Genomic DNA, 21,295 nt, shown 5'->3' with positions numbered 1-21,295 from the left:
ATTTGTAGCCTGTTTCTTGAGAAGTCTTATGTCTAATGTTTAAAAATTGACATTTGATATTGAAATTAGATATCAAATGTCAACTTTCTTGGAATTAATTTCCCATTCAAGAATTGTCTCAATATCGTTAACGTCCGTCTTTTTCGTAGAACTCAAATCTAAATTTTCTGATAGAAATGGGTAGGATACTCCCATATTGTTGCTTAATTGACTTAGATTAAATGCTAAAGAGCAAACATCTAGGTATTTATGATCTAATAACTTCAAGAATATATTTTTTGCTAAGATAATAAGTGATGGAGTCCCTGTTACTTCATTTGCAGAAACTAGATTTTTTGAAAGAATGTTATACTCACCTAATTTTTGAACAGAACCTAAAAGTAACACATCAATATTAAAATAATTCATGTCATGAATAACGCATTCTACCATTTTTTTTGAATACACTTCCGTGAAGTTATTATCTGAACTACAGATGGCAATTAAATTGAAATCCCTCTTAATTGCGTGTTTTACACATTTTAAAATTTTCCCCCATAAATTTTTCGGGTTTGAAATAATCAAACTCTCCACGATAAATTCATCATTATTATTAAATTGTTTGAGGGTCTTATTTTTTAAAGAAGAAGTATCAATTACAAAGGTGGGAATAGGGGATAGTGTAAAGCTGTTTTTACCCGTTTTATTGCGTTTAAGATGCCGAAGTGCATTATTCGTAAAATCCTCTTTGGTGAATGATGATAATCTCAAAAGCTGATTCTTTACCATTTCAATATTATTTGCGGTATAATTATCGCTATAATTACGATATCTATAAGCTATTTCGTTATAATATATGAAATTAGCGTTTAAAATCTTCCATCGGATTTCGCATTCTAAATTTATTCCTTCTTTATCAAAATACACGAAATCGCCGACACCGAATTCTGCTAGGTAAGATGATCTTTTTACTAGAAAGATATCCGAACCACTTAAGGGATTATTACTTGAAATTGATTTGGAAGAGGTGTGCGCTGCGTCTATCGATAAAGTTAATTGAAGCATTTTTCCCTCATTATCGCTCATGGTCTCAACGCGATTGTATGGTCTTATTACTTTGTCGTCACTACTGTTCACAACCTCATTAAGTGCTTTTTTTAATATGGGTATTTTAATAAAAATGTTATAATCTGAAAAGATGATATATTGTTCTTTAATATTTTGAACTATTCTTTCCAAACAAGTTTTAATGCCAATATCTTTATACTCTTTAAAAAAATGATATTCTACGCTTCCATAAAATTTTTCTGCATTTAATATTTGGATTTCTCCCATTTCGACCACAACTATATGGATGTCGAAATTCTTTCGCCAATAGCGTATCAATGTGTCTAAAATCTCTTTTTGCGCTAGATTTATGGAGTAAAAAGGGATTATCAGTGCGAAATCTTCTAAATTAAGCTTTTTTAGTGTGTGCTCATTTTTTTTGATAAAATTTTGAACGATTTGAGAACAATAACCTTTTTTTAGATTGGAGAAATTAACTAGGTATGGTGTTTCCTTTTTATATAGCGTTTTACAAAAAAACGACTCTCGTTCAGCATGGAAGACACCTGCGTTATGCAAAATTTTCTTTTTATACCATAAGCTTATATGGTCCTTGGGCCAGCAAAAATCCAATTCTTTATGAATTTGTATTTTCCTATTTATTTTTAACGCATTCCATAGTAGCGCCCACATATCTGCACACCATGACTGTACAAGACCACTTTTGTGTACTCTTTTGTTATAATTTTCTAAATATTCGTATATTGTTTCGCAGTCTTTTTCGACATTCTGCCAAAATAAGCTATCGACATTTCTGATTATAGATTGCGCGCCCCCAGCGTTTAAATCATTTTTGATGACTAACGAAGGATCGATACCTACTTTTTTGCAGATATTATCAAAAAGTGATTTGCTATATTTTCTTATGTTGCTTGAGCTTAGATAGGACGTAGTGTCCGAAAAGTACCACGTGTCAGTTTCGAATACTGTGGTATTTATCTGTTCTCTAAAAAAAACATCACTATCGATATAGAATATGGTTTCGTTTTTGAGCCAGGGGTTTTTTATAAAATGTTGGGCTAAAATATTTGGTCGAATTGATGAAAGATACTTCTTTGATAAGCGCGTATCTTCATAAACAAAGAAGTTAGCTTGGTTCGCATCTATCAAAGACAAAAAGTCTGGATTGAGTCCTATATTGGGTTTAGTAGCTATCAAAACATGGATATTACTACTTTTAACTCCGATAGAAAGCAAATTAGCAATTTGTATCTCTAATTGCCACACAAAATAGGTGTCATCTGGTTGAGCGGATAAATAAATCATATCAAATAAATAGGTAATAACGCTGATGTCCAGGATGTATCCCAGTTAATCGTTCTAGTAAAATTAAATCTTTTAAATTTTTCGTTTCCTGTTCACTGAGGTCCCCATCAATCCCCATTGCGTGTATTGAGCTAATGTTATCGATAGATAAGGAACGGTTTGTTGATAAATTTTCTATTTCTTTATCATCAGAAACTTCCCAATTTCTTATCCTTGCAACTAGAGCGGGGCAAACTTTTTCTCGAATACATTGATTTAGAAATAGACTCAAAGCTTGTTTATTTATGTTTTTTACTAATTGCTTGTCATCTAGTCTGTTAATTAGCTGAACTAATGATAGTAAAACGTCAGTTCTAACGATGTTTTTTAATCGTCTACGATTATAAATTTCTAACAACAAACTACCGATATATGGGATCTCATCCATTTTACAGTTTTTTGCATGAAAAAAAGCTATATTCATAACGAATTCTTCTTCGAGTGGTAACAGTGTTTTGATGATTGAAGTATGGATAATATTTTCATTGACTAATATATTTATGGCTCTTAACAACCCTGGTAAACCTTCCCAATAGAGAATAAGTTGATGCTTTTTTATACTGCTCAGCAAATCGGTTATTGCCTCCATACTCCTATCAAAATAAACTTCCGAATTTTTCCATGCGGCAAATGATAACAGATACAATGCCGTCGAACCTTGTGATGTACAGAGTCCTTCACTAACTGTTGCGTAGCAAAGATCAAATGCAGTTGAAAGTTGATAGGAAATATTGGCTTTGTTATTTTCTAATTGTTTCATATCTTTTTATGAAATGTAATATGTAAAGTATCTTTTGAAATAAAGTATCTCATATACTTTTCGGGATTGGTTACCATTAATTGATTTCTATTATGTAAATTTCCCGTAATAACAGCTCTTTGTTCAGAGTCAAAGTACTTCGTTTGCAAGGTATCCCCAATTTGAAATTTATGATTAGATTTAAATGACCCAATGATATAATATTTAACCAAGTTTTTATTTATTATTCCAATATTGTAACCTTTGTCCAAAAATACCCCCTCTTGAATGTCTTCAGACAGTACTAGATGTCCTTTGATGGGAGCCAAAAGATAAAAGACTGCATTCGATTTTATATCTAATACTTGGATTATACTATCCCCTGCATTAACAAAATCTGTATCTTTTTTTAATATTTTTATGATTTTACATGCATCATTTGTCCTAATCCTTGACACTTCAGGATATAATTTTACCGAAACAACTGTTTCAGATTTATTGCTCAAGGATTGAAAAAAAAGATAAAAACATAAACCAACGATAATAGTCAGTATTGAGGCAATGACAATATATTTTGATAACCAAGATGGCATTTTACTCAATACGTCTTCTGCTTCTTCAGAGTGTTTAAATTCGATTTTTTGGTCTGTTAAAGGCATGTTTCCCTCCCTTCTAATTCCATCTGGTTTTGGATTAAACGATAATAATAAGATTTATTAGCGACCAATTGCGTATGAGATCCGATTTCTTTGATTTCGCCCTCATCTAACACGACAATTTGATCTGCATACTGAATAGTACTTAGCCTATGTGCGACGATTACCACAGTTCGGCCATTAAAAAACTTATCCAAATTCTGGACAATCTCCTTTTCGTTTTTACTGTCTAGAGCACTTGTTGCCTCGTCAAAAAATAACACCTGTGGGTCTTTATATATCGCTCTGGCAATTAACAAACGTTGCTTTTGTCCTGAACTTAATCCCATACCCTCAGCTCCAATTTTGGTTTCTAAGCCTAATGGTAGTGTTTCTATCATGTCTGATATATTAGCCATTTTAATGGCATTTAAAAGTCTTTTTGGGTCAATAATATCCGAACCAATAACGATGTTTTTCTCGATGGTATCTGAGAATATATAGCCCTCTTGCAATACTGTACCACAGAGAGCCCGCCAAGTACTATCCTTTATTGTGGAAAGTTTGGTTTTATTTATATAGATACTCCCATATGTAGGCTGATAGAAGCCTAAAAGGATTTTTGAAAGAGTAGTTTTTCCACTCCCACTTGCGCCAACTATAGCTGTGACTTTATTTGCTGGTATTACTAAAGTAATATTTTTCAGGACGCTATTTTCTATTGAGTTGTTATAAGAAAAAGATAAATCTTGAAGTGTAATCTCTATATCTTCGTTATTAACAATTTCATTTTTTTTCCTTGGATGGTCTTCTTCTTCTTTATTATGTATTTCAGCGATTCTTTCCAAGCTTATTTTCGCATCCTGAAATGATTGTACAAAGCCTACGAGTTGATTAATCGGACCGTTTAATTGTCCAATTATATAGCTAATTGACATCATCATTCCAACGGTTATTTCACCTTTTATTACCAGTTTCGCAGCAATAATTGTAATAAGAATATTTTTAATTTCATTAATAAATGAAGCTCCAATCCCCTGGATTTGGTCCAATGTTAGTCCCTTAATATTGTTTTTAAATAATTTAACTTGATTTTTTTCCCATTCCCATCTTTTTTCCTTTTCAGCATTATTAAGCTTAATTTCTTGCATTCCATTTATAAGCTCAATAGTTTTACTTTGGTAAATACTGGAAAGAGTGAATCTTTTATAATCAATAATTTTTCTTCTTTTTATAAAGAAATAGATCCAAATAAAGCTTACTATACTGGTTAGAAAAAATATGAGAAAAATATAAATATTGTAGTAACATAGAACGGCTCCGAATAAAAGAAGGTTAAAGAGAGAGAGAAGAATATTGACACTATTAGAAGTAAAGATTTGTTCAACTCTTTTGTGATCGTTGAGTCGTTGCAAAATGTCCCCATTCATTTTTCTGTCAAAAAATGATAATGGCAGATTCATAAGCTTAATAAAGAAAACTGAGATCATTGAAATATTGATCCTAGAGCTAATATGGACTATAAACCAGCTGCGTATAATGTCGATGCTTGTTTTTCCTATAAAAAGGAATAGTTGGGCTATTAATATAAGATAGATGATATCTAATCTTTTGAAATTAACACCATAATCGATCAAATATTGGGTTAGAAATGGAAAAGAGAGTTGGATTACTCCTACGGCTATTAACGAAATTAAGATATGCTTAATATATTTCGTGTATTTTTTGAATAATGGTAAGACATATTGCAGCCCATTTGTTATGGAACTGTCTTCTTCTTCTTGTGTAAAAAAAGCTGAAGTTGTTTCTAAGATTAAGACAGCCCCATTGCCATCCTGGCCAGACCATCCTCTTAAAAACTCTTTGATTGAATATCTTATTAAGCTTGAAGCAGGATCGGACACAAAAACATCTTTTTCAGTTATCTTATAAATAACTATAAAGTGGTTTTGATTCCAATGTGCTATGCAAGGTAATTCGACATCATTTTTTAAAGTTTTGATGTCTACTTTTGCTCCATATGTTTTAAAACCAAGTTTTTCAGCAGCGATAGATAATTTACGAAAACTAGTCCCAGATTTAGTTATATTGCATAGAGACCTAAGTGTATCAATACTGAAATATTTACCATGGTATTTACTTATAATCTTTAAGCAGGCTGCACCACAATCCATGAAATCCAGTTGTTTATAATGCGGAAATTTTTTTAACTCTCTTATACTGATCATAAAATTTCACTTATGAGGGACAATGTTTTTAATCTTTTGTTATTGTCAAATTCCATATCCTTAAACAGGAATTCGTCGATATCAAGCTCACTATTCCATTTTTTCAAAACAGATTCAAGCATGGAATTATTACCAACAAATAAGGGCGATGATTCTATGTGCTTGTTATTTGTAATTTTTTCGAATCTTGTTAAAGCTCGATCTTCAGATGAATTTACTATTCCAGCAATTGCAAGCGCAACCTTTGGCTTTTTTCTATGTTTTTCATAAAATTTTGTCTTAAATAGCTTGATATCCTCCTTAATACTTTCATTTTCAAAATGAGAATGGAAAGTTGAAAGACATATGTTGCACCCTGTCTCTAAAGCTAATTCTAATCTTTTAGTAGAAGATGTTAATATCCAAGTCTCAGGTACTTCAAATTTTATTGGGATGATATTTTCGATTGTTGACTCTTCTCTTATGAGTTCGCACACCTTTTTTATATTTCTCTCATATAAGTCTTCGGCTTTTCCATTTAGAATGACGTCTTGATTTAATAGTAGTTTCTGAATATTTAAAGCAGGATTTCCTTTTGCAAACCCTAGGTCTATGCGCCCTGGGAAAAGTATTGACAATTGACGAATGTAATCAAATACAGCATATGGCGAATGGAATGCAGAAAGAATTCCCCCTGGTCCCATCAAGATATGATCTGTTTGTGAACATAGCAGTGCAATAAACAACAATGGATTTGACCAAATGAGGCTCCTAGGATGATGCTCTGAAAGCCAAAATCTATTAAATCCTAGCCTTTCCGCTTTTTTAGCATAAGAAATTACGCCATCTGCCAACTTTGCAATAGTCGAATTCCCTTCAATGTCTCCAAATTCTAAAATTCCTATTTTCATTATCTTTCCTTTCTAACGATTAGCTTCTTCGCCTAATGATTTACTTTTGGCATTTGCCCCTTTAACACTCGTTTTCCCAAACCTATAATTGGCTGATAACATAAACATCGCACCTCGTCCTCTGTTTCTTGTATCATAATATTGTCCATTTTGGGTGGTTCTAGATCTGTATCTGAATGTGCTCAAAAAATCCAGCGCATGAATCTTAGCAGCCAGCTTATTATTTAAGAAAGCCTTTGACGCTGAGAGATTGAAATAATAACTTGGATCCAGTTTATAAATTCCCTGAACCGGCGTGTAATTGAAGGTACTATTCAGTTCGATGTTGTACTGCTTGGGAAGTACAAAGGTTGAAGTTAAATTTGAAAATATAAATGTTCCCTCTCGACTAAATCCTTCTTTTTTAGTTGTTAAATAGCCCGTTTGAAATTTAACAGCATTTGTCCACCATTTAAATAATTTAAAGGGTATTTGGGCTTGTAATCCTAAGGCATTTGATTTACCGTAATTTTCCATTCTAGATACCAATACATCGTTAAGTGTATCCTGTCTCAGGAAGATTTCGTTCTGATCTAAATATATTCCATAAAATGCGGAAAATACATACTTCTGTTTGGCGAAGTATTGAAAAGAAATATTATGACTGACACTGGGTTTTAACATTGGATTACCTTCTGTTGCTGAATATATGTCGTTGTAATATCTGAAAGGGTTTAAATTTTTAAAATTGGGCCTATTGATGGCTTTATTATAAGCCAGTGTGAAATTGTGATTTGGGTTTGGGACAAAGTTAAATGCAATGTTGGGGAGTAGAGTAACATAGTCGCTTACATTTTTTTCGTTTAAACTAATAGACTCACCTGAAGTTCTGGTATACTCTCCCCGCATCCCCAATTGCATCCCCGATTTTTTATTAAATTGAGCAGTAACATTGATATAACCAGCAAAAACGTTTTCAAGATAATTAAACCTATCGTCTTCCTTTAAAGGTAAATTACTTTCTACCCCATTTTCGTTATTAAATATATTGATGTTTTTTGTTTTGACATTGGTCACTCGAGTTCCCATTTCTATCTCATATTTTTCTTTCCACATATTTGTGAAATCAATTTCAGTTGTTAGAAGTGAAGAATTAGTTGTCAAGTCGTTTAATCGATTGCGAAAAGGTGCTTGATTCTTAACGGTCGAAAAGGTATTGTCTCCATTAACATTCCGAAATGAATAGTCAGCATTTAACATTATCCTTTTCTTTTGATTATATTGTCTGGTATAGTTAAAGCTCAATAAGTTTCTATTAAAATCGGATTTTAAAATGTTGTTGTCTTCCAATTGAAGAGTCGAATTTCCAAAATCTTGAAGTTCTGTAACACTGTGAAATTTTTTATTGGAATTGGATAGATTATACGTGTAGGTAAATCCGAAAGTATTGATAGAATCTGCATAATAATCGATGCCAATTTTTCCATAGCCACCACTGCTCTTTAATAGAGAATAATAGTCTTGTCGACGAGAAAAACTATTGTTTTCCTGAATGTTAATGCCTTTACTTGGCCCTTTGTCATAATTGACTCCAAAGCTCGCTGTTACTGCTAATTTCTTACTTCTATAGTTAACGATGCTGCTTCCACTTAAGTCAGGTACTTTACGATATCCGCTAGAGGTAGAGAAGGAGCCATTCCATCCGAGTTTTTTATCACGTTTTGTAAGGATATTTATAACAGCTTCTGCATTATACTTTGCTGATGGCGTATTTATTAATTCAACTTTCTGAATTGAGCTTGCTGAAATATTGTTCAAATATTGAAAAGCTTGCTGTCCAGATAGATAGATCCTTCTGTTGTCAATTAACATTAACACATTTTGCTTGCCATTGAGGGAAATATTCTGGGACATTGGATCTACCCATACCCCTGGCGCCCTTCCCAGAAGTTCGATTACTGAACTTGTCTGGATTTGAGGGCTATTTTCTACATTGAAAATGAGCTTGCCAATTTTTGACTCGATAATTGGCTTATCTCTAGCTACTACAACTTCTTTTAAAATAGACTGAGAAGATGGATCTAAATATATTTTAATTTCTGAGGATTTGTCATTAGCATCAAGTGAAAATTTATAAGGTTTAAATCCAACAGCTGTAATATTCACACTGTCACCTGGGGCTGCTTTTGAATTAATAATGAAGAATCCAGTTTCTGAAGTTATTGAATAGTTTTTTAGATTATTAAGGTTGTCAATTATTCTTACTGTGGCGAAAGCGACCGGAGAATTATCTTTTTTTGAATAAATTATACCGGAAACCGTTTGAGCAGATAATGCTCCAATTATAAAGTAACACTTAATGAACAGTAAGAAGATTTTCTTTTTATACATTTTGTTTAATTTAAAAATATCTGCTTCCATTCTTCTGATCTTCCATTACAGAGAAGTCCAAAACCTAAAAATCCATTCAATAAATCTAAGTTGCTATCAAAAAATTGAGTTAATGATCCATCAAAATCTTCAATTTTTTTGTTTATCTCAAAAAAAGCAGTTTGTTGAAGTGTAAGTGATTGCTCTAGAAACTTTGTCACTTTTGTAAGGTTATATAACGTCTGGAATTGTGATGATGCACCTGTAAAACCATGGCAAAAATAAGGATCCAGTGTACTTAAATGCTTTGAAGCATATTCAATTTGCATATTTGCAATTTTGATTGAAAGTTCTTTGTATGTTGCATTTTTTAGGAGGATACCACACTTATAAAAAAATATGGCCACAGAGAGGTCTCCATAACACCAAGACATAGGGATGGCATTAAAAATGTTCCTTCCACCTTGAAATTTTAGATTTGGAAAGATCGTTAATCCTTTTTCAACGTTATCAAAATAGATATTGTCTAGATATAGGTTTATTATCCCTTGTAATATATTTGTTAACTCATTGTTGTTTGGGTATTTATTTAAAATATCTACTAATATTAACCCAAACGCCAAATTTCCATGGGCAAGACCAAAATTAATAGCTTTTATATCAGATATATTTCCATTTTCACTAGTTATATTTACTTTGTTTTTATTGTAATGATTGTTTGTAAGAAAGAAACCATTATTTTCTTTTGATAGAGAACTTATTAGGTCATTTACAATAGATACTATAATCCGTTCTGTTTTGATAGATTGCGGTTTGCTTACAAAATAATGTAAGTAGCCGAAAATCCCATAGAAAAAATCTTTATTATCTAATTTATAGTCTTGAGGAATTGCCTTATTAATTATTAGATCTTCTATCGGTAACAAAAAATCATCAATATCATCTTCAATTTCTCCATTTATCCGTAGATGATTTAGCAAATACATTACACCGCATATACCATTTACATAAGGCGTGTTGTTTATAGGTTCATTGGTTATTTGCTCAATTAAGGATTCTAGAATCTTAAAACCTTTTCTTTTTAATTTTTTGTTGGCGGAATTAAAACAATAATAGATTATACCACTTGAACCACCAATTAGACTGATAGGATATTGCTTTTCTTTATGGGCTAAAATGTGATTATCTAAATCTTCAATGAATTTTTTTATTCTTTCCATTTGGCGATTAAAATGTGTTAAATATTGGTAATTGTTAATTAATAGCTGGTTTCTGTCAAATTTTACGTTGATAGATATTAATAAAATGAGAAGTGTAATTATACTTTTTAATTAATTATTTTGTAGGAATGTTCTTTAAATCCTGCTGCGATTTTATAAAGACTTCTTCTTGATGTGTTTAATTTGGTGGAGAGATTGGCTTTGTGATTATTTACTGTAGCGATGCTAATAAATAATTTATCTGCGATTTGAAGTGACGTATAACCATTTGCTATCAACTCAAAAACCTCTTTTTCCCTTTTTGTGAAATTCTTATATTCATAAATATCTATGAATTCTTCGTTTTTTGATTTGGATCTTTGAATTTGTGCGGAAATATATTCCCGGGAATTTAAAACTTCTGAAAGACAATGTAATAGCTCTCCTTTTCCAATATCATAAAATAGTGCTCCTTTGCATAATTTGCTAAATTTGTACAGTAAATATTTCAATCTATCTATATCGTTATCAATTAAAACGATTTTAACTTGACCTGATTGATCTTTAATTTTATTCAGCAGCGTAAATGTCGAGACATCTTTTAATCTAGGGAAAATGATGATTAATACATCTTTATTATTATTTATATATTCTAATAATTCCTTTTCGTAGAAGAACAGATTAACATCATTTCTATTTTTCTCTTCAATCTGACTACAAATTGCCTCACCAATAAATAGCGAGTCAGCAGCAACACAAATAGTATCTTTCATTTTAAACTGGTTATAACTTTTGATAAAAATGGTTATTACATTATTATAGATGGTGTCTATTATTGATACTAATATCTGTTATATTATATAGATATTGGCCTTTTTTTGGTTTGTTAAATGATTACTAATTTGAATATAAATAAATACAATGAATTATGTAAATATATTTTATTAAAATTTTTAAACAATCGTTTGCGTTAATTGTATGTTCTTTTTTTTGTTATTGTTTTTATATTTTGGTTTTATAGTTTTTATTGTTTCACAAGATTTGTGCGTGTTATGTTTTTTGTATTCTTGACGAATAAATAATAGTTTAGAAGCATTTCATAGGTAACCATTTCATGATACCGTGGATTAAATTTGTACAATCGATTTAACAGCATGTGAGTAAAGTCAGCGATGAGCCAGTTTAACGGTTTTTTTGGAAATTCATTTTCGTACATTCTGAGAATTTTATTTATCGATACTTCACAATCCTTGGATCTCTCATTCAACAAAGTTTCTGAATAGATATCAAATTTTATAAAGTGGTCTATTTCTTTTTTTGTTAAATTGAATTTTTTGTTGATTTTTTTTAATATTAATTTGTTTACGTTAAATTCTTGTTTGAAACTATGTGAGACATTCGATATAAAGTCTATCTTTTCTTTTAGTTTCATTCCAAAGTCATTTAATAGTGCATCAATAGACTTAATGGCAAATAACCATCTTAATTTGTCATCATCTTCCTTTCCTACAAACGATAAGTACCTGACAATACTTTTACTGTCATGCCAGAATATCTGTTCGCAATCTATGATTGCATAATCTAAATACCGTTCAGTCTCGCGGTCGTAACCATCTAAGATTATATTGTAAATAAGTTTATTCTCAATCCATAAATTGAGGTAGCTATGTACGATTCTTAATACGGTTCCTGTATCCTTCGAATTTTTGAGATGCAGACGGAGTCTAAAATGGTATCCGGTATCTTCAAATCGGATAAAAAACCATTCATTTATTAAGTTCTCATTATTGAGTTCATCTATTAAATATTGTAATTCATTTGCTAAAATATATTCTACAGCGTTTTTACCACCGTAGATTTTAAAGTAAATCCATTCATCGCCAGGTAAAAACTTACGTTTCACCGTAGTTTCCCGGTGTTGGGATAAGGTTGAATTGATGTCCTTTAAAATATTTATCTCGTTATTAGGTTTGAGGCGTATGAGAGGGAATATAAATTGGTGAGAATAGGGATTATGTTCTTTATCGCTAATTAGCGGGGCTTCTTCTAAATATTCGCTTAGAAACACTCTTTCATTTTTTCTATTCTCATCAATAAGCATTTTCAATGCCGATAAGTCTTTTAAATCAATGAACAGTGAATTATCTCCTGAGGCGAAAATAACATAACGAACTATTTTATATTCCTTTGCGAAATCTTCAAAAGTGATCTTTTCTTGGTGGAGATCTGTTAGGATCGTCAAAGGGATATTCCAGATTGAAGGGGAAATGACGACCTTATCGACTACAACTTGCGGAAAAAAATCTGGTATAAAGCCAAAATCTGGCCATTTAAAAGAAATAGTTTTTTTATTTATTTGCGCTTGAAGATCGCCCAAAAAGTGATATATAGGCAGAGAATGCATGGGATAATTATGGGAATTGCTAAGCCTAGGAATAACAACTTTGTTTTTCGATCTAGATTTTAATACTACGAGGTTCTTTCTGACTCCGATTTCTAAATCCGTAATCGGAATAATATCCTCTTCGTCACTTATTCCTGAAAGAAAGTTTATGGCGCTATTTCTATATTTAGGATGCAAAATGATATTACCTACTCGACCTTCAGGTAAATGTAGGATTTCTGATAATATAAGATGATCAGTAAGACCTTCTTCTCCCTTTACAATTTCTCTTACTAGATTTCTAATTTCCTTTGATCCACTACCAAATCGCGATAAAATATTGACGGCACTTGTCCCCGAAACACCTTCAATAGATATCTTGTTATTTTTTAATATTTTAGCCAATACAGACATACTTAATGGTTCGTCATTTGGATCTGACGTAATTTCACGTTTTTCAAGCTCCTCTTTTGTGATTGATATTGTTTGTGAATTTTTGTCTTTTGCTTCCTTAAGTAAATCATAGAATACTCTTGTTCTTTTATTGATTTCTATTTTGTTTTTGAAATCATTCTTTGAGTAACTTTTAATTGGGATATTATCCAATAAATCCGAAAAACCGATTTCGTTTTTTGTGGGATAACCTAATCCGAACTCTGTATCCAATACTTCTACTAGCGGGACAAATTGATCGCCATAACGGTTATAAAATTCAATTTTAAATCTGTTGAGATCAGCATTTTGGTTCTCTTCAGCCAATAGAGATAAAACTTCTATTGCTTTTGATATGTTATCTTGATAGTATTTATTTAAGACAAATTCATTTGTTAATTTATATGAATCTACCTGAATTGCAAATTTTTCATTCGTTGGAAATGCGCCGGATACGTTTAGCTTATCTATTAGAGTTTGGTACTCTTCCTCTAAATTTATTTTTTCATCTAAACGACCCAACATGACCTTAGCTTCTTTGAGTTGGACAACTAATTCTTGGATGTGAGTGTCGTCTACTTCAGATAAAGCATTCAGAATTTTTGAAAAATTATCTTTACATGTAACACCTGGTTCGAAATCTGTAACAAGCAGTTGCGATACGATACAATCATCCATAAAATCTTCGCTTTCATCCTGATCATATCCCATTGAAACTAGCTCGGATACCAGGTCGCTATACGAAACTCCAACTTTTGCTAACGCTAGAATTTTTTCTAACTCTTCAGATGCTGAAACCTGTGTTATTTGGTATCTTCTATTGCCATCTTTCGAAGAATATTCAATATACCTATAATTTTTGCCTAGTTTATAGAGCGAAGTGTTTATAAGGAAGTTTGAAGCTTTTCTAACATTTTTATTTCCTATGATGTGTATATAAAGATCAGAAAGATAAAGCATATCTAATCGTGATTTTCTCTGAATTGAATCGCAGTATTTAAACATTGTTGATTCTCCCCATTTACCCGAGCCACATGTTGCAAATAATCCGAAAGGTGTGCTCCTCCAGCTCATTCTGTTAAGATATTTCAGAAGAGAGTTGAATAATTTATCATCTAAAAGAGTATTCGTGCTATACACTTTTTCCAGTTGGCGGAACAATTCCGGCGAAGCTAAATAAATAGCCTCTTTAATGATTGCGGAGGAATTAAATAATTTATACACATCATCTTGAGAGAATTTTTTTTTCCGATATAGCATCGGCTGACGCACTATAAATGAGTCCGAGAATCGATAATTCATACATTAAGTTTTATTTTTCAAGATAAATATAACTTGTATTATTTCTATGGTTAAAAAAGACTATATTTTTAATAATAAATGGTTATATAAAACGATAGTTATATACTTTTTTCAGGTTAAATTTGTTGTATTCTAAATCGGAATTATTGATTATAAATTTAAAAATCATGAAAAAGAGAAAATTGAATCTTGACAAGAGAGCAATTGCTAGGCTCTCAAATGAGAGTTTGGAAAACATCCAAGGTGGTGCCGAAGGTTGGACTAGTAGCTGTATTTGTAGTGTTGCTAACTGCAATAACAATTGTACTAACGTTAACACAACTACGAAAAAAACAGAAGAGGATGCTACCGCTGCATTAGCTGCGGCATCTTGTACGTAGTAAAATCTAAATTTTAGATAAACAGATGTAAAAGCTTGGAAATTACAAAGCTTTACATCTGTTTTCTACGTAAATAGCGTTCAGGTGTTGATTGCTGATAAAAATTATTTGCTTGGTAAATTCCATTGATTGAAAATTTTAGGATCTCTAATGAAAGTACGATTAACCACCTTTGCAAGAAACGATAAGAGTCTGTTGAATATTTTTAATCAAAAGTATCTTAATAATACTTCCAAATGGAAAGACTTACAGTTTGTTACTGGTTCTTCGTATGATAAGTTGATAATTTTGACTTACCCCCATGCATTAACTTTAGACGAAGGGTATGATTCAAGAAAATCCATAACATTTATGACTGAGCCATCAGTCTCTCCATTTGCTAAACCACATGAGACAGGTAAATTGCTAGACGTTCATCTATATTTTCCTTTTCTTCCTAAGGAAATTCTCGGTTCCATAGACAATGGCGGGAGCGGGAGAAATATCGTTAAGAGTGAAATCTTGTCAACAGTAACAAGTGAATTATCTGGTTTAAAAGGGCATAGGATACGCCTCAATTTTATAAGTGCTCTTGATAAAATATTTTTGAAAAATTTTGATGTATATGGAAGATCTGAAAATGGTACTTTTTTTAAGAATTTAAACAATTATAAAGGTGAACTGGAGGATAAATATGATGGCTTATGGCCTTATTTATATCATTTTGCTTGTGAAAACTCATTTGAAAAAGGCTATTTTACCGAGAAACTTATAGATCCCATTATATCGGAAACATTTTGCTTTTATTCCGGATGCCCGGACATTAAAGAATATATAGATCCTAGAGCTTTTACATGTCTTGATTTGAATAAACCTAGGGAGTCAGTAGAGCTTATGATAGAAACTATTGAAAATAACCAATGGGAAAAATCTATTAGATATATAAGATTAGAGAAGAAGAGATTTCTTACTGACTTACATCCCTTTAATTTAATTTGGTCTGCAGTACATGAAAAGGATTTAACCAATATTGTGAGGTCAAAACAGTTAATAAATAACGCGCCATAAATATTATGAGTTTTTTTTCATTAGTTATTCCTGTTTATAATAATGAGGAGACAATAATTCGTACATTAAAAAGTATAAAAGTCCAAACTTATCAAGGATGGGAATGTATTTTAATTGACGACTCATCTAATGATGGATCAATTAGCATAGTTAAGAATTATATTTCTGGAGACAATAGGTTCATTTTGTTAGAGCGAAAGGAGTATACTAATATCGCAGGTGCCAATAGTTGCAGAAATATTGGAATTAGTTATTCTGATTATAATTGGATTATTTTTATTGACGCGGATGATACGTTGACTTCGAACTGTTTAGCTAACCGAAGGAGAGAAATCTTAGAAAACCCACTTAGGGACTTTTATGTTTTCAAGACCGCAATTGCTAACGATAAGGGCGAGATTAATGGGGAGTTTACATGTAAAACAGCCGATATATCTAAATTAGTATATATGTTATATATACACCATATTCCTTGGCATACTATGTCATTGGTTTGGGATAGCAAATTTTTGAGAAATATTAACGGGTGGAATATCAATTTTGAACGTTTGCAGGATGTAGAATTGAATATACGTGCTCTATTAAACCAACCTAGACTTTATTTTTCAGATAAACCATATGATAGTATTTATTGGGCAGGTGAAATGGACACTAGAAAGAAGCGGCTAGCACGCTTTGGATTCTGTAGACTTGTTAAAGATTATCATTTCAAAATATTAGAAGAGTGGCCAAATGATGATGAATATTCTGAAAAAATAAGCTATGCATCAGAACAAATTTTAAATTACCATATACAGAACTATTTGTGTTATGAGAAAAAAGATCCGGAATGGGAGGAACTGTACTTAAATGCACTAAGTGACTTGCTTTTCAGTAAAAAAGAAATTAGAATCAGTAGAAATGCTTTTTTTAAAAAAAACGATTAATATTCTGTTATGGTTGATTTAATAAATAATATTATACTTAAATATCTAACAAATCACCTGTATTCAATATATACTAAAGATGAAATAAGAATATTGAGGAATATAGAAAGATGTTATTTCAATGCTTTTATATTAAGTAAAAAAGGCGAAGTGCGATCAGCTAAATTATATAACAGACACGGGGATTATCTTATGAAATCTGCCCCATTCGAGTTATTTAATTGGATAATAATGCTCGGTTGGCAAAAGAGCTCGTATTTTTTTTATAAAACAGGTAACTATCGAGAATCAATACGTCGTACAAATATTATTATAAACTCCTTATATCATATTGTCGAAAAAGAAAAGATGTATGTTTTTTGGGTTTCTATAGTGCAACAAAAGCTAAATCTTGCTAAAATTTATCAACGCAAATATGACCTCACCAAATCAAGTGATATCTATCAGTCGGCTGGCGAACTTATAGCGCGCAATCCTTATAAATTTGCTATAGAAAGAGAAATTGGAGCAGACCTCTGTAGCAAGGTAATAGAATTCTTTCTAAGTGAAATAGAAAGTGAAGAGAAGCAAAATAAAGCATTAAAAGCGAGCGGGGGGGCTCAAATAGGTATAGATAGCAACGTGTCTAAGTTATCAGTATATTAAATTTGCGTGTAATCTTAATTATAGTTTATAAATAAATTTAAAAAATTATGAAACAAAGAAAATTGAATCTAAACAAGATGGCAATTGCTATGCTCACTAATGGAAGTTTGGAGAATATTCAAGGCGGTGGTACCTTAACTTGTTTATGTTCTGTAGTTTCTTGTGGAGGCTGTGCTCAATGTACAAATATCAAGATAACCACAAAAAGGGAAGAAGAAGATGCGACAGCGGCTTTATTTGCGGACTCTTGCGCATAAAACAATTAATAATTTTAGAAAGGAAGGCATTGTCAATAGATATAATATTTTGTGTGATGTTATTTGCATATTGATTTTGAATATCCCTTTCAGAATCTGCTTTAACTGCCATAAATATGCTAATAGGTTAACTGTAAATATAACTATTGGAAAATATTAAGAAGAAAGCGTCGAAATTAGAATCATTTTATTTCTTCACAAATTGGTAAGTACTTTTTATATAATCCTTTCTGTTTGTGTCTAGGAAGCTAATATTCTAGAGCAACTGATACTATCTAATCATGAAAATAGGCCTCTTAGAATTTGGTGTGGGGTATAAAATTCCTAATAATTTTATCAACTACATATTTGATTACGCAAAAAAGGCAGAAGAACTTGGATTTAGTAGATTATGGTTAGGTGAACACTACTTTTTAAATGCCTCCTGGCATAGTCCTGAAATCTTAATTGCTCTCATTGCAGGGATGACAGATGAACTAAAAGTGGGATGTGCGGGTGTACTCATGTCAATCCATAGACCGTTTGAAATTGCATTACAATATAAAATGCTAGCAAATCTCTTCCCTAAAAGAATCGATCTAGGCTTTGCTAAAGGAGGAATTCACTCTACTATCGCTGAAAGTCTTGAAATTGAGCTCAATAACCATCCGGCGCAATATGAGGATAACATAACAAAACTGAATAAAATCTTAAATGACGAGAGTCTTGTGCTACGTCTTCCTCCGGCATCCTTGATTTTGCCAGAACTATGGGGGCTTACATCAGGTAGAAATAATTTTGAGAACTTTGCCGAAAGGAAATTTAATTGTTCCATATCATTATTCCATGCTCCTTTCAAGAAGGATGTAAATGATTCATTGTCAATAATTAATGAAAATATTTGTAAGTACAGAGAGATTTATAGTAAAAGATGGGGAGTGACACCAAAGATAAATTTTTCAGTCGCTGGGATCTGCGAATATTCAATTTCCGCAGCAAATAAAAGGTGGGCATTATTGGAAAATAAATTAGATTTGGTAATTTATAATCCAGTTGTGGGCTGTTCTTCATTTATTTATGAAAAATTATGCTTCTTTCGTGAGAAATTAGAAGTCGATGAAATCGTCTTCTTAAATCTCGAACCTGAGCCACGTTACAAAATAGATGGAATTATTAGGTTGTCTAAAACTTGTTTATAATAGAAATCTTCTATAAAAGGTAAGTCTGACCTGCAAAAATAAAAAAAAAAAGTAGATACACTCCTTTTTGCAATTTTGGCACTTGCACCACAGCAAATTGCAGAGAACCATAAAATAAAGTTTTAGAATTTGCATTAACTAAGTGTGTGGTTAATGACAAGGTTATTGTACAATTATTGTTCGAGCACAACGCATTGAAGCTTCAGAACTTTTTGAGCTTTTCGTGTGGGAAAGCAATAAAGATGTCAATACCGATAAGTTGAAGAATGAAACTGTTGATGTCCTGATGTAGAAATAGCGAAAAAATTACTCTTGTTTTTTGTTCGGATGTGAAAAATACTCCCATCTGGCCTTTTCGCCTGCCCATACCTGCCATTCACCGAGTTTTCCGGTCCGTTAGTCTAAAGCCCGTAGGCTAGGGGCCTATTGTGTTGTAGTTTTGAGTCAACAAATAAGAACAAGAATACTAACACAATAAAATAAAGACATTATGAAAACGCTAGTAAAAACATTCGCAGCAGCAGCCTTAATCGCAGTATCCACATTCGCTATGGCCGCTGAAGGACCAGGTTCCAAATCAGTAAAAGCAAACGTTAACCTTTCAACCGCAGACTTCGCTCTTGAGCATTATGTTGCGGTCACAACCGAAGGCGAATCAGCAGGTATAGAGCAATTGTTCGCTGCTGATTTCAACCAAAAGATCCAATCTTCCAATGCACAATCTCATAGTCGTGAAGCAGTGGTTAAATCTCTGAAAAAACAAAAAGGAGAGAAGTTGAACTGTGCAGTAAGCACCGATATCATCGAAGAGTCCGCAGATTATATGGTGGCTAAAGTAACGTTGAAATTTGAAGATTTTACCAAAACTGATCTAGTTACTTTGGAGCGTGTGGGGAATGAATGGAAAGTGTCCAAATCAATCAATTCATATAAATAGTATCTAACTAACTAGTGATCTGCCGAGATCGGTACAAGGCAGATCACTAGTTGAATCATATGTTTATTTAAGGCCACGTCGTGAGATGTGGCTTTTTTATGTTAACGACTTTTCTCTTTTGGTCTATGTATTATCCCAAATTGAATTTGTTGATTGCTGTCTGGTTTTTTATTGACATAAGTATCCCAGATATGTTTGGTCACCGCTTTCAATGATTTATGCTGCATGACAGGGTGGCGTCCAGGACCTGTAAAAAATTCAACTTCATTATCGATTTTAGAATACCAGATATTTCCAATGTCTTTTATCCCCAGCGTATCGGGCTTTGTAATTTTACGGAAATGTTCTAGCTTATCGTTATTTAATCCAATAATGGGGTAGGGTTGAGTTTTATCTTGACAATCAACCTGAATATAGTTTTCACCATTCCAGCACATGCATTCTTCTGGGAAAGCTACAATATACCACGTTATCAATAAAACAATAGTAACTACACTAATTCCTCCAAGCAGTAGCTTCCCTTTTTTCTTTTTTGGCCAAGAAACGTTTTGTGGATTATTAATAGAAATATTTGGAGCAGACCCTGGAAAATTAGTTTCCTCAAAATGTTCTATTTTGGTTTTACTTTCTTGAGAATCCCCGTTTTCCTCTATCACTTCTACAATTCCAATTTCCTCTGGGATCGCCACTTCTTCACCGCCACTTTTAGTCCGATGGATTTCACGCCATCGTTCGAATGGTCTCGGCTTATAATCAATAAATATAGCTAACAGTGCAATAATATTGTCCGTTGGTTTGTTGGTTTTTTCGCGAATAAAATCCTGGATGGGTCGGAATTTATCTGCAGTAGCCTTTTTTATTGCTGTTTTAAGGCTTTCCACGTTTCCTTCACAATTAAATATCTTAGCTAAAACAGGTATATCATTCTTTAGTTCCCCATTTTCTAAACGCATTAAGCATTCCTTCATCAGATCAGCTCGGGTGGCTCGCTGAAGATGTATAAGTGTTCCTTGGCCTTTCTTCTCGTGAAAAGCGCTCAGTACTTCTTCATTATATAGGTCAATTTCAAACATCATCACAAAATTAAATCAATATGCATTCCGGAAAATACGGGAAACCGTATCGATGCAGAGGATAAAAAAGAACGGAAATTCATCGGAAATCAAGGTGGATGGCGGCACAGTACGGTAGTCGTGGGTTAAGCTGGGAAATGACGGAAATCCATGATAAAAAGGGTTTTAACGGCTATAACTTTGTTCTCGAAGTCAGATGATAGATCTGTTAAAAGATACAACTAAGATACTAAACTGATTTCACAATGAGAAGATCTCGCGGTAGTCATTGGCCGGTTTGGGAAGCAGCTTCTGCCTCCCGCGA

The 21,295-nt window shown here is 32.4% G+C and carries 17 protein-coding genes; 7 read left to right on the top strand and 10 right to left on the bottom strand.

Annotation, left to right across the window (positions count from 1 at the left end; all coding sequences use genetic code 11):
• Positions 1-72: 72 nt before the first annotated feature.
• From ABDW32_RS16090 to ABDW32_RS16050, 9 genes are all read right to left on the bottom strand, one after another.
• Positions 73-2,352: a hypothetical protein gene (locus tag ABDW32_RS16090; protein WP_343564167.1), complete on the bottom strand. Its 2,280-nt coding sequence runs from the start codon at positions 2,350-2,352 to the stop codon at positions 73-75.
• Position 2,353: 1 nt separating this feature from the next.
• Positions 2,354-3,151: a hypothetical protein gene (locus tag ABDW32_RS16085; protein ID WP_343564165.1), complete on the bottom strand. Its 798-nt coding sequence runs from the start codon at positions 3,149-3,151 to the stop codon at positions 2,354-2,356.
• Positions 3,148-3,789 carry a hypothetical protein gene (locus ABDW32_RS16080; protein ID WP_343564163.1) on the bottom strand — a complete coding sequence of 214 codons (642 nt, stop codon included), beginning with the start codon at positions 3,787-3,789 and terminating at the stop codon, positions 3,148-3,150. The genes ABDW32_RS16085 and ABDW32_RS16080 overlap by 4 nt, the downstream gene beginning before the upstream one ends.
• On the bottom strand, positions 3,780-5,993 hold the full coding sequence (locus ABDW32_RS16075) for a peptidase domain-containing ABC transporter (RefSeq protein WP_343564161.1): 2,214 nt from the start codon (positions 5,991-5,993) through the stop codon (positions 3,780-3,782). Before ABDW32_RS16075 ends, ABDW32_RS16080 begins: the two co-directional genes overlap by 10 nt.
• On the bottom strand, positions 5,990-6,883 hold the full coding sequence (locus ABDW32_RS16070) for an LLM class flavin-dependent oxidoreductase (RefSeq protein ID WP_343564159.1): 894 nt from the start codon (positions 6,881-6,883) through the stop codon (positions 5,990-5,992). The genes ABDW32_RS16075 and ABDW32_RS16070 overlap by 4 nt, the downstream gene beginning before the upstream one ends.
• Positions 6,884-6,895: 12 nt before the next feature.
• The gene (locus ABDW32_RS16065) at positions 6,896-9,283 is read right to left on the bottom strand and encodes a TonB-dependent receptor family protein (RefSeq protein ID WP_343564157.1); all 2,388 of its coding nucleotides are present in this window, start codon (positions 9,281-9,283) and stop codon (positions 6,896-6,898) included.
• Entirely contained in the window at positions 9,259-10,452 is a 1,194-nt protein-coding gene (locus tag ABDW32_RS16060; RefSeq protein ID WP_343564155.1) for a lanthionine synthetase LanC family protein, read from the bottom strand. Before ABDW32_RS16060 ends, ABDW32_RS16065 begins: the two co-directional genes overlap by 25 nt.
• 107 nt (positions 10,453-10,559) lie before the next feature.
• Positions 10,560-11,204: a response regulator transcription factor gene (locus tag ABDW32_RS16055; RefSeq protein ID WP_343564153.1), complete on the bottom strand. Its 645-nt coding sequence runs from the start codon at positions 11,202-11,204 to the stop codon at positions 10,560-10,562.
• 251 nt (positions 11,205-11,455) lie between these two features.
• On the bottom strand, positions 11,456-14,548 hold the full coding sequence (locus ABDW32_RS16050; RefSeq protein ID WP_343564151.1) for a lantibiotic dehydratase: 3,093 nt from the start codon (positions 14,546-14,548) through the stop codon (positions 11,456-11,458).
• Positions 14,549-14,715: 167 nt separating this feature from the next.
• On the opposite strand from ABDW32_RS16050, the gene ABDW32_RS16045 reads away from it, so the two are divergent.
• The 7 genes from ABDW32_RS16045 (at position 14,716) to ABDW32_RS16015 (ending at position 19,918) form a co-directional block, all read left to right on the top strand.
• Positions 14,716-14,928 (top strand): class I lanthipeptide, encoded by a 213-nt coding sequence (locus tag ABDW32_RS16045; protein WP_343564149.1) that lies wholly within the window; start codon positions 14,716-14,718, stop codon positions 14,926-14,928.
• Positions 14,929-15,078: 150 nt separating this feature from the next.
• Positions 15,079-15,975 carry a hypothetical protein gene (locus ABDW32_RS16040; RefSeq protein ID WP_343564147.1) on the top strand — a complete coding sequence of 299 codons (897 nt, stop codon included), beginning with the start codon at positions 15,079-15,081 and terminating at the stop codon, positions 15,973-15,975.
• A gap of 5 nt (positions 15,976-15,980) precedes the next feature.
• A complete protein-coding gene (locus ABDW32_RS16035; protein ID WP_343564145.1) occupies positions 15,981-16,901 on the top strand; it encodes a glycosyltransferase family A protein in 921 nt (306 codons plus the stop codon).
• A 9-nt stretch (positions 16,902-16,910) separates the two neighbouring features.
• The gene (locus tag ABDW32_RS16030) at positions 16,911-17,546 is read left to right on the top strand and encodes a hypothetical protein (protein ID WP_343564143.1); all 636 of its coding nucleotides are present in this window, start codon (positions 16,911-16,913) and stop codon (positions 17,544-17,546) included.
• A gap of 47 nt (positions 17,547-17,593) precedes the next feature.
• Entirely contained in the window at positions 17,594-17,803 is a 210-nt protein-coding gene (locus ABDW32_RS16025; RefSeq protein WP_343564141.1) for a hypothetical protein, read from the top strand.
• 281 nt (positions 17,804-18,084) lie between these two features.
• Entirely contained in the window at positions 18,085-18,981 is an 897-nt protein-coding gene (locus ABDW32_RS16020; RefSeq protein ID WP_343564139.1) for an LLM class flavin-dependent oxidoreductase, read from the top strand.
• Positions 18,982-19,471: 490 nt separating this feature from the next.
• Positions 19,472-19,918, top strand: coding sequence for a nuclear transport factor 2 family protein (locus tag ABDW32_RS16015; RefSeq protein ID WP_343564137.1), 447 nt, complete (start codon positions 19,472-19,474; stop codon positions 19,916-19,918).
• A 101-nt stretch (positions 19,919-20,019) separates the two neighbouring features.
• Here ABDW32_RS16015 and ABDW32_RS16010 read toward each other — a convergent pair whose 3' ends face one another.
• Complete coding sequence (locus ABDW32_RS16010; RefSeq protein WP_343564135.1) at positions 20,020-20,994, bottom strand: hypothetical protein; 975 nt, start codon at positions 20,992-20,994, stop codon at positions 20,020-20,022.
• Between the last annotated feature and the right edge of the window lie 301 nt (positions 20,995-21,295).

Source organism: Sphingobacterium sp. (genome assembly GCF_039596235.1).
Taxonomy (GTDB): Bacteria; Bacteroidota; Bacteroidia; order Sphingobacteriales; family Sphingobacteriaceae; genus Sphingobacterium.
The sequence above is the reverse complement of the archived record's forward strand: the minus strand, read 5'-3'. Positions and strand labels throughout refer to the sequence as shown.

Coding starts and splice junctions, on each gene's coding strand:
- ABDW32_RS16090 (WP_343564167.1), bottom strand. CDS start 2,352: ATGATTTATTTATCCGCTCAACCAGATGACACCTATTTTGTGTGGCAA.
- ABDW32_RS16085 (WP_343564165.1), bottom strand. CDS start 3,151: ATGAAACAATTAGAAAATAACAAAGCCAATATTTCCTATCAACTTTCA.
- ABDW32_RS16080 (WP_343564163.1), bottom strand. CDS start 3,789: ATGCCTTTAACAGACCAAAAAATCGAATTTAAACACTCTGAAGAAGCA.
- ABDW32_RS16075 (WP_343564161.1), bottom strand. CDS start 5,993: ATGATCAGTATAAGAGAGTTAAAAAAATTTCCGCATTATAAACAACTG.
- ABDW32_RS16070 (WP_343564159.1), bottom strand. CDS start 6,883: ATGAAAATAGGAATTTTAGAATTTGGAGACATTGAAGGGAATTCGACT.
- ABDW32_RS16065 (WP_343564157.1), bottom strand. CDS start 9,283: ATGGAAGCAGATATTTTTAAATTAAACAAAATGTATAAAAAGAAAATC.
- ABDW32_RS16060 (WP_343564155.1), bottom strand. CDS start 10,452: ATGGAAAGAATAAAAAAATTCATTGAAGATTTAGATAATCACATTTTA.
- ABDW32_RS16055 (WP_343564153.1), bottom strand. CDS start 11,204: ATGAAAGATACTATTTGTGTTGCTGCTGACTCGCTATTTATTGGTGAG.
- ABDW32_RS16050 (WP_343564151.1), bottom strand. CDS start 14,548: ATGAATTATCGATTCTCGGACTCATTTATAGTGCGTCAGCCGATGCTA.
- ABDW32_RS16045 (WP_343564149.1), top strand. CDS start 14,716: ATGAAAAAGAGAAAATTGAATCTTGACAAGAGAGCAATTGCTAGGCTC.
- ABDW32_RS16040 (WP_343564147.1), top strand. CDS start 15,079: ATGAAAGTACGATTAACCACCTTTGCAAGAAACGATAAGAGTCTGTTG.
- ABDW32_RS16035 (WP_343564145.1), top strand. CDS start 15,981: ATGAGTTTTTTTTCATTAGTTATTCCTGTTTATAATAATGAGGAGACA.
- ABDW32_RS16030 (WP_343564143.1), top strand. CDS start 16,911: ATGGTTGATTTAATAAATAATATTATACTTAAATATCTAACAAATCAC.
- ABDW32_RS16025 (WP_343564141.1), top strand. CDS start 17,594: ATGAAACAAAGAAAATTGAATCTAAACAAGATGGCAATTGCTATGCTC.
- ABDW32_RS16020 (WP_343564139.1), top strand. CDS start 18,085: ATGAAAATAGGCCTCTTAGAATTTGGTGTGGGGTATAAAATTCCTAAT.
- ABDW32_RS16015 (WP_343564137.1), top strand. CDS start 19,472: ATGAAAACGCTAGTAAAAACATTCGCAGCAGCAGCCTTAATCGCAGTA.
- ABDW32_RS16010 (WP_343564135.1), bottom strand. CDS start 20,994: ATGATGTTTGAAATTGACCTATATAATGAAGAAGTACTGAGCGCTTTT.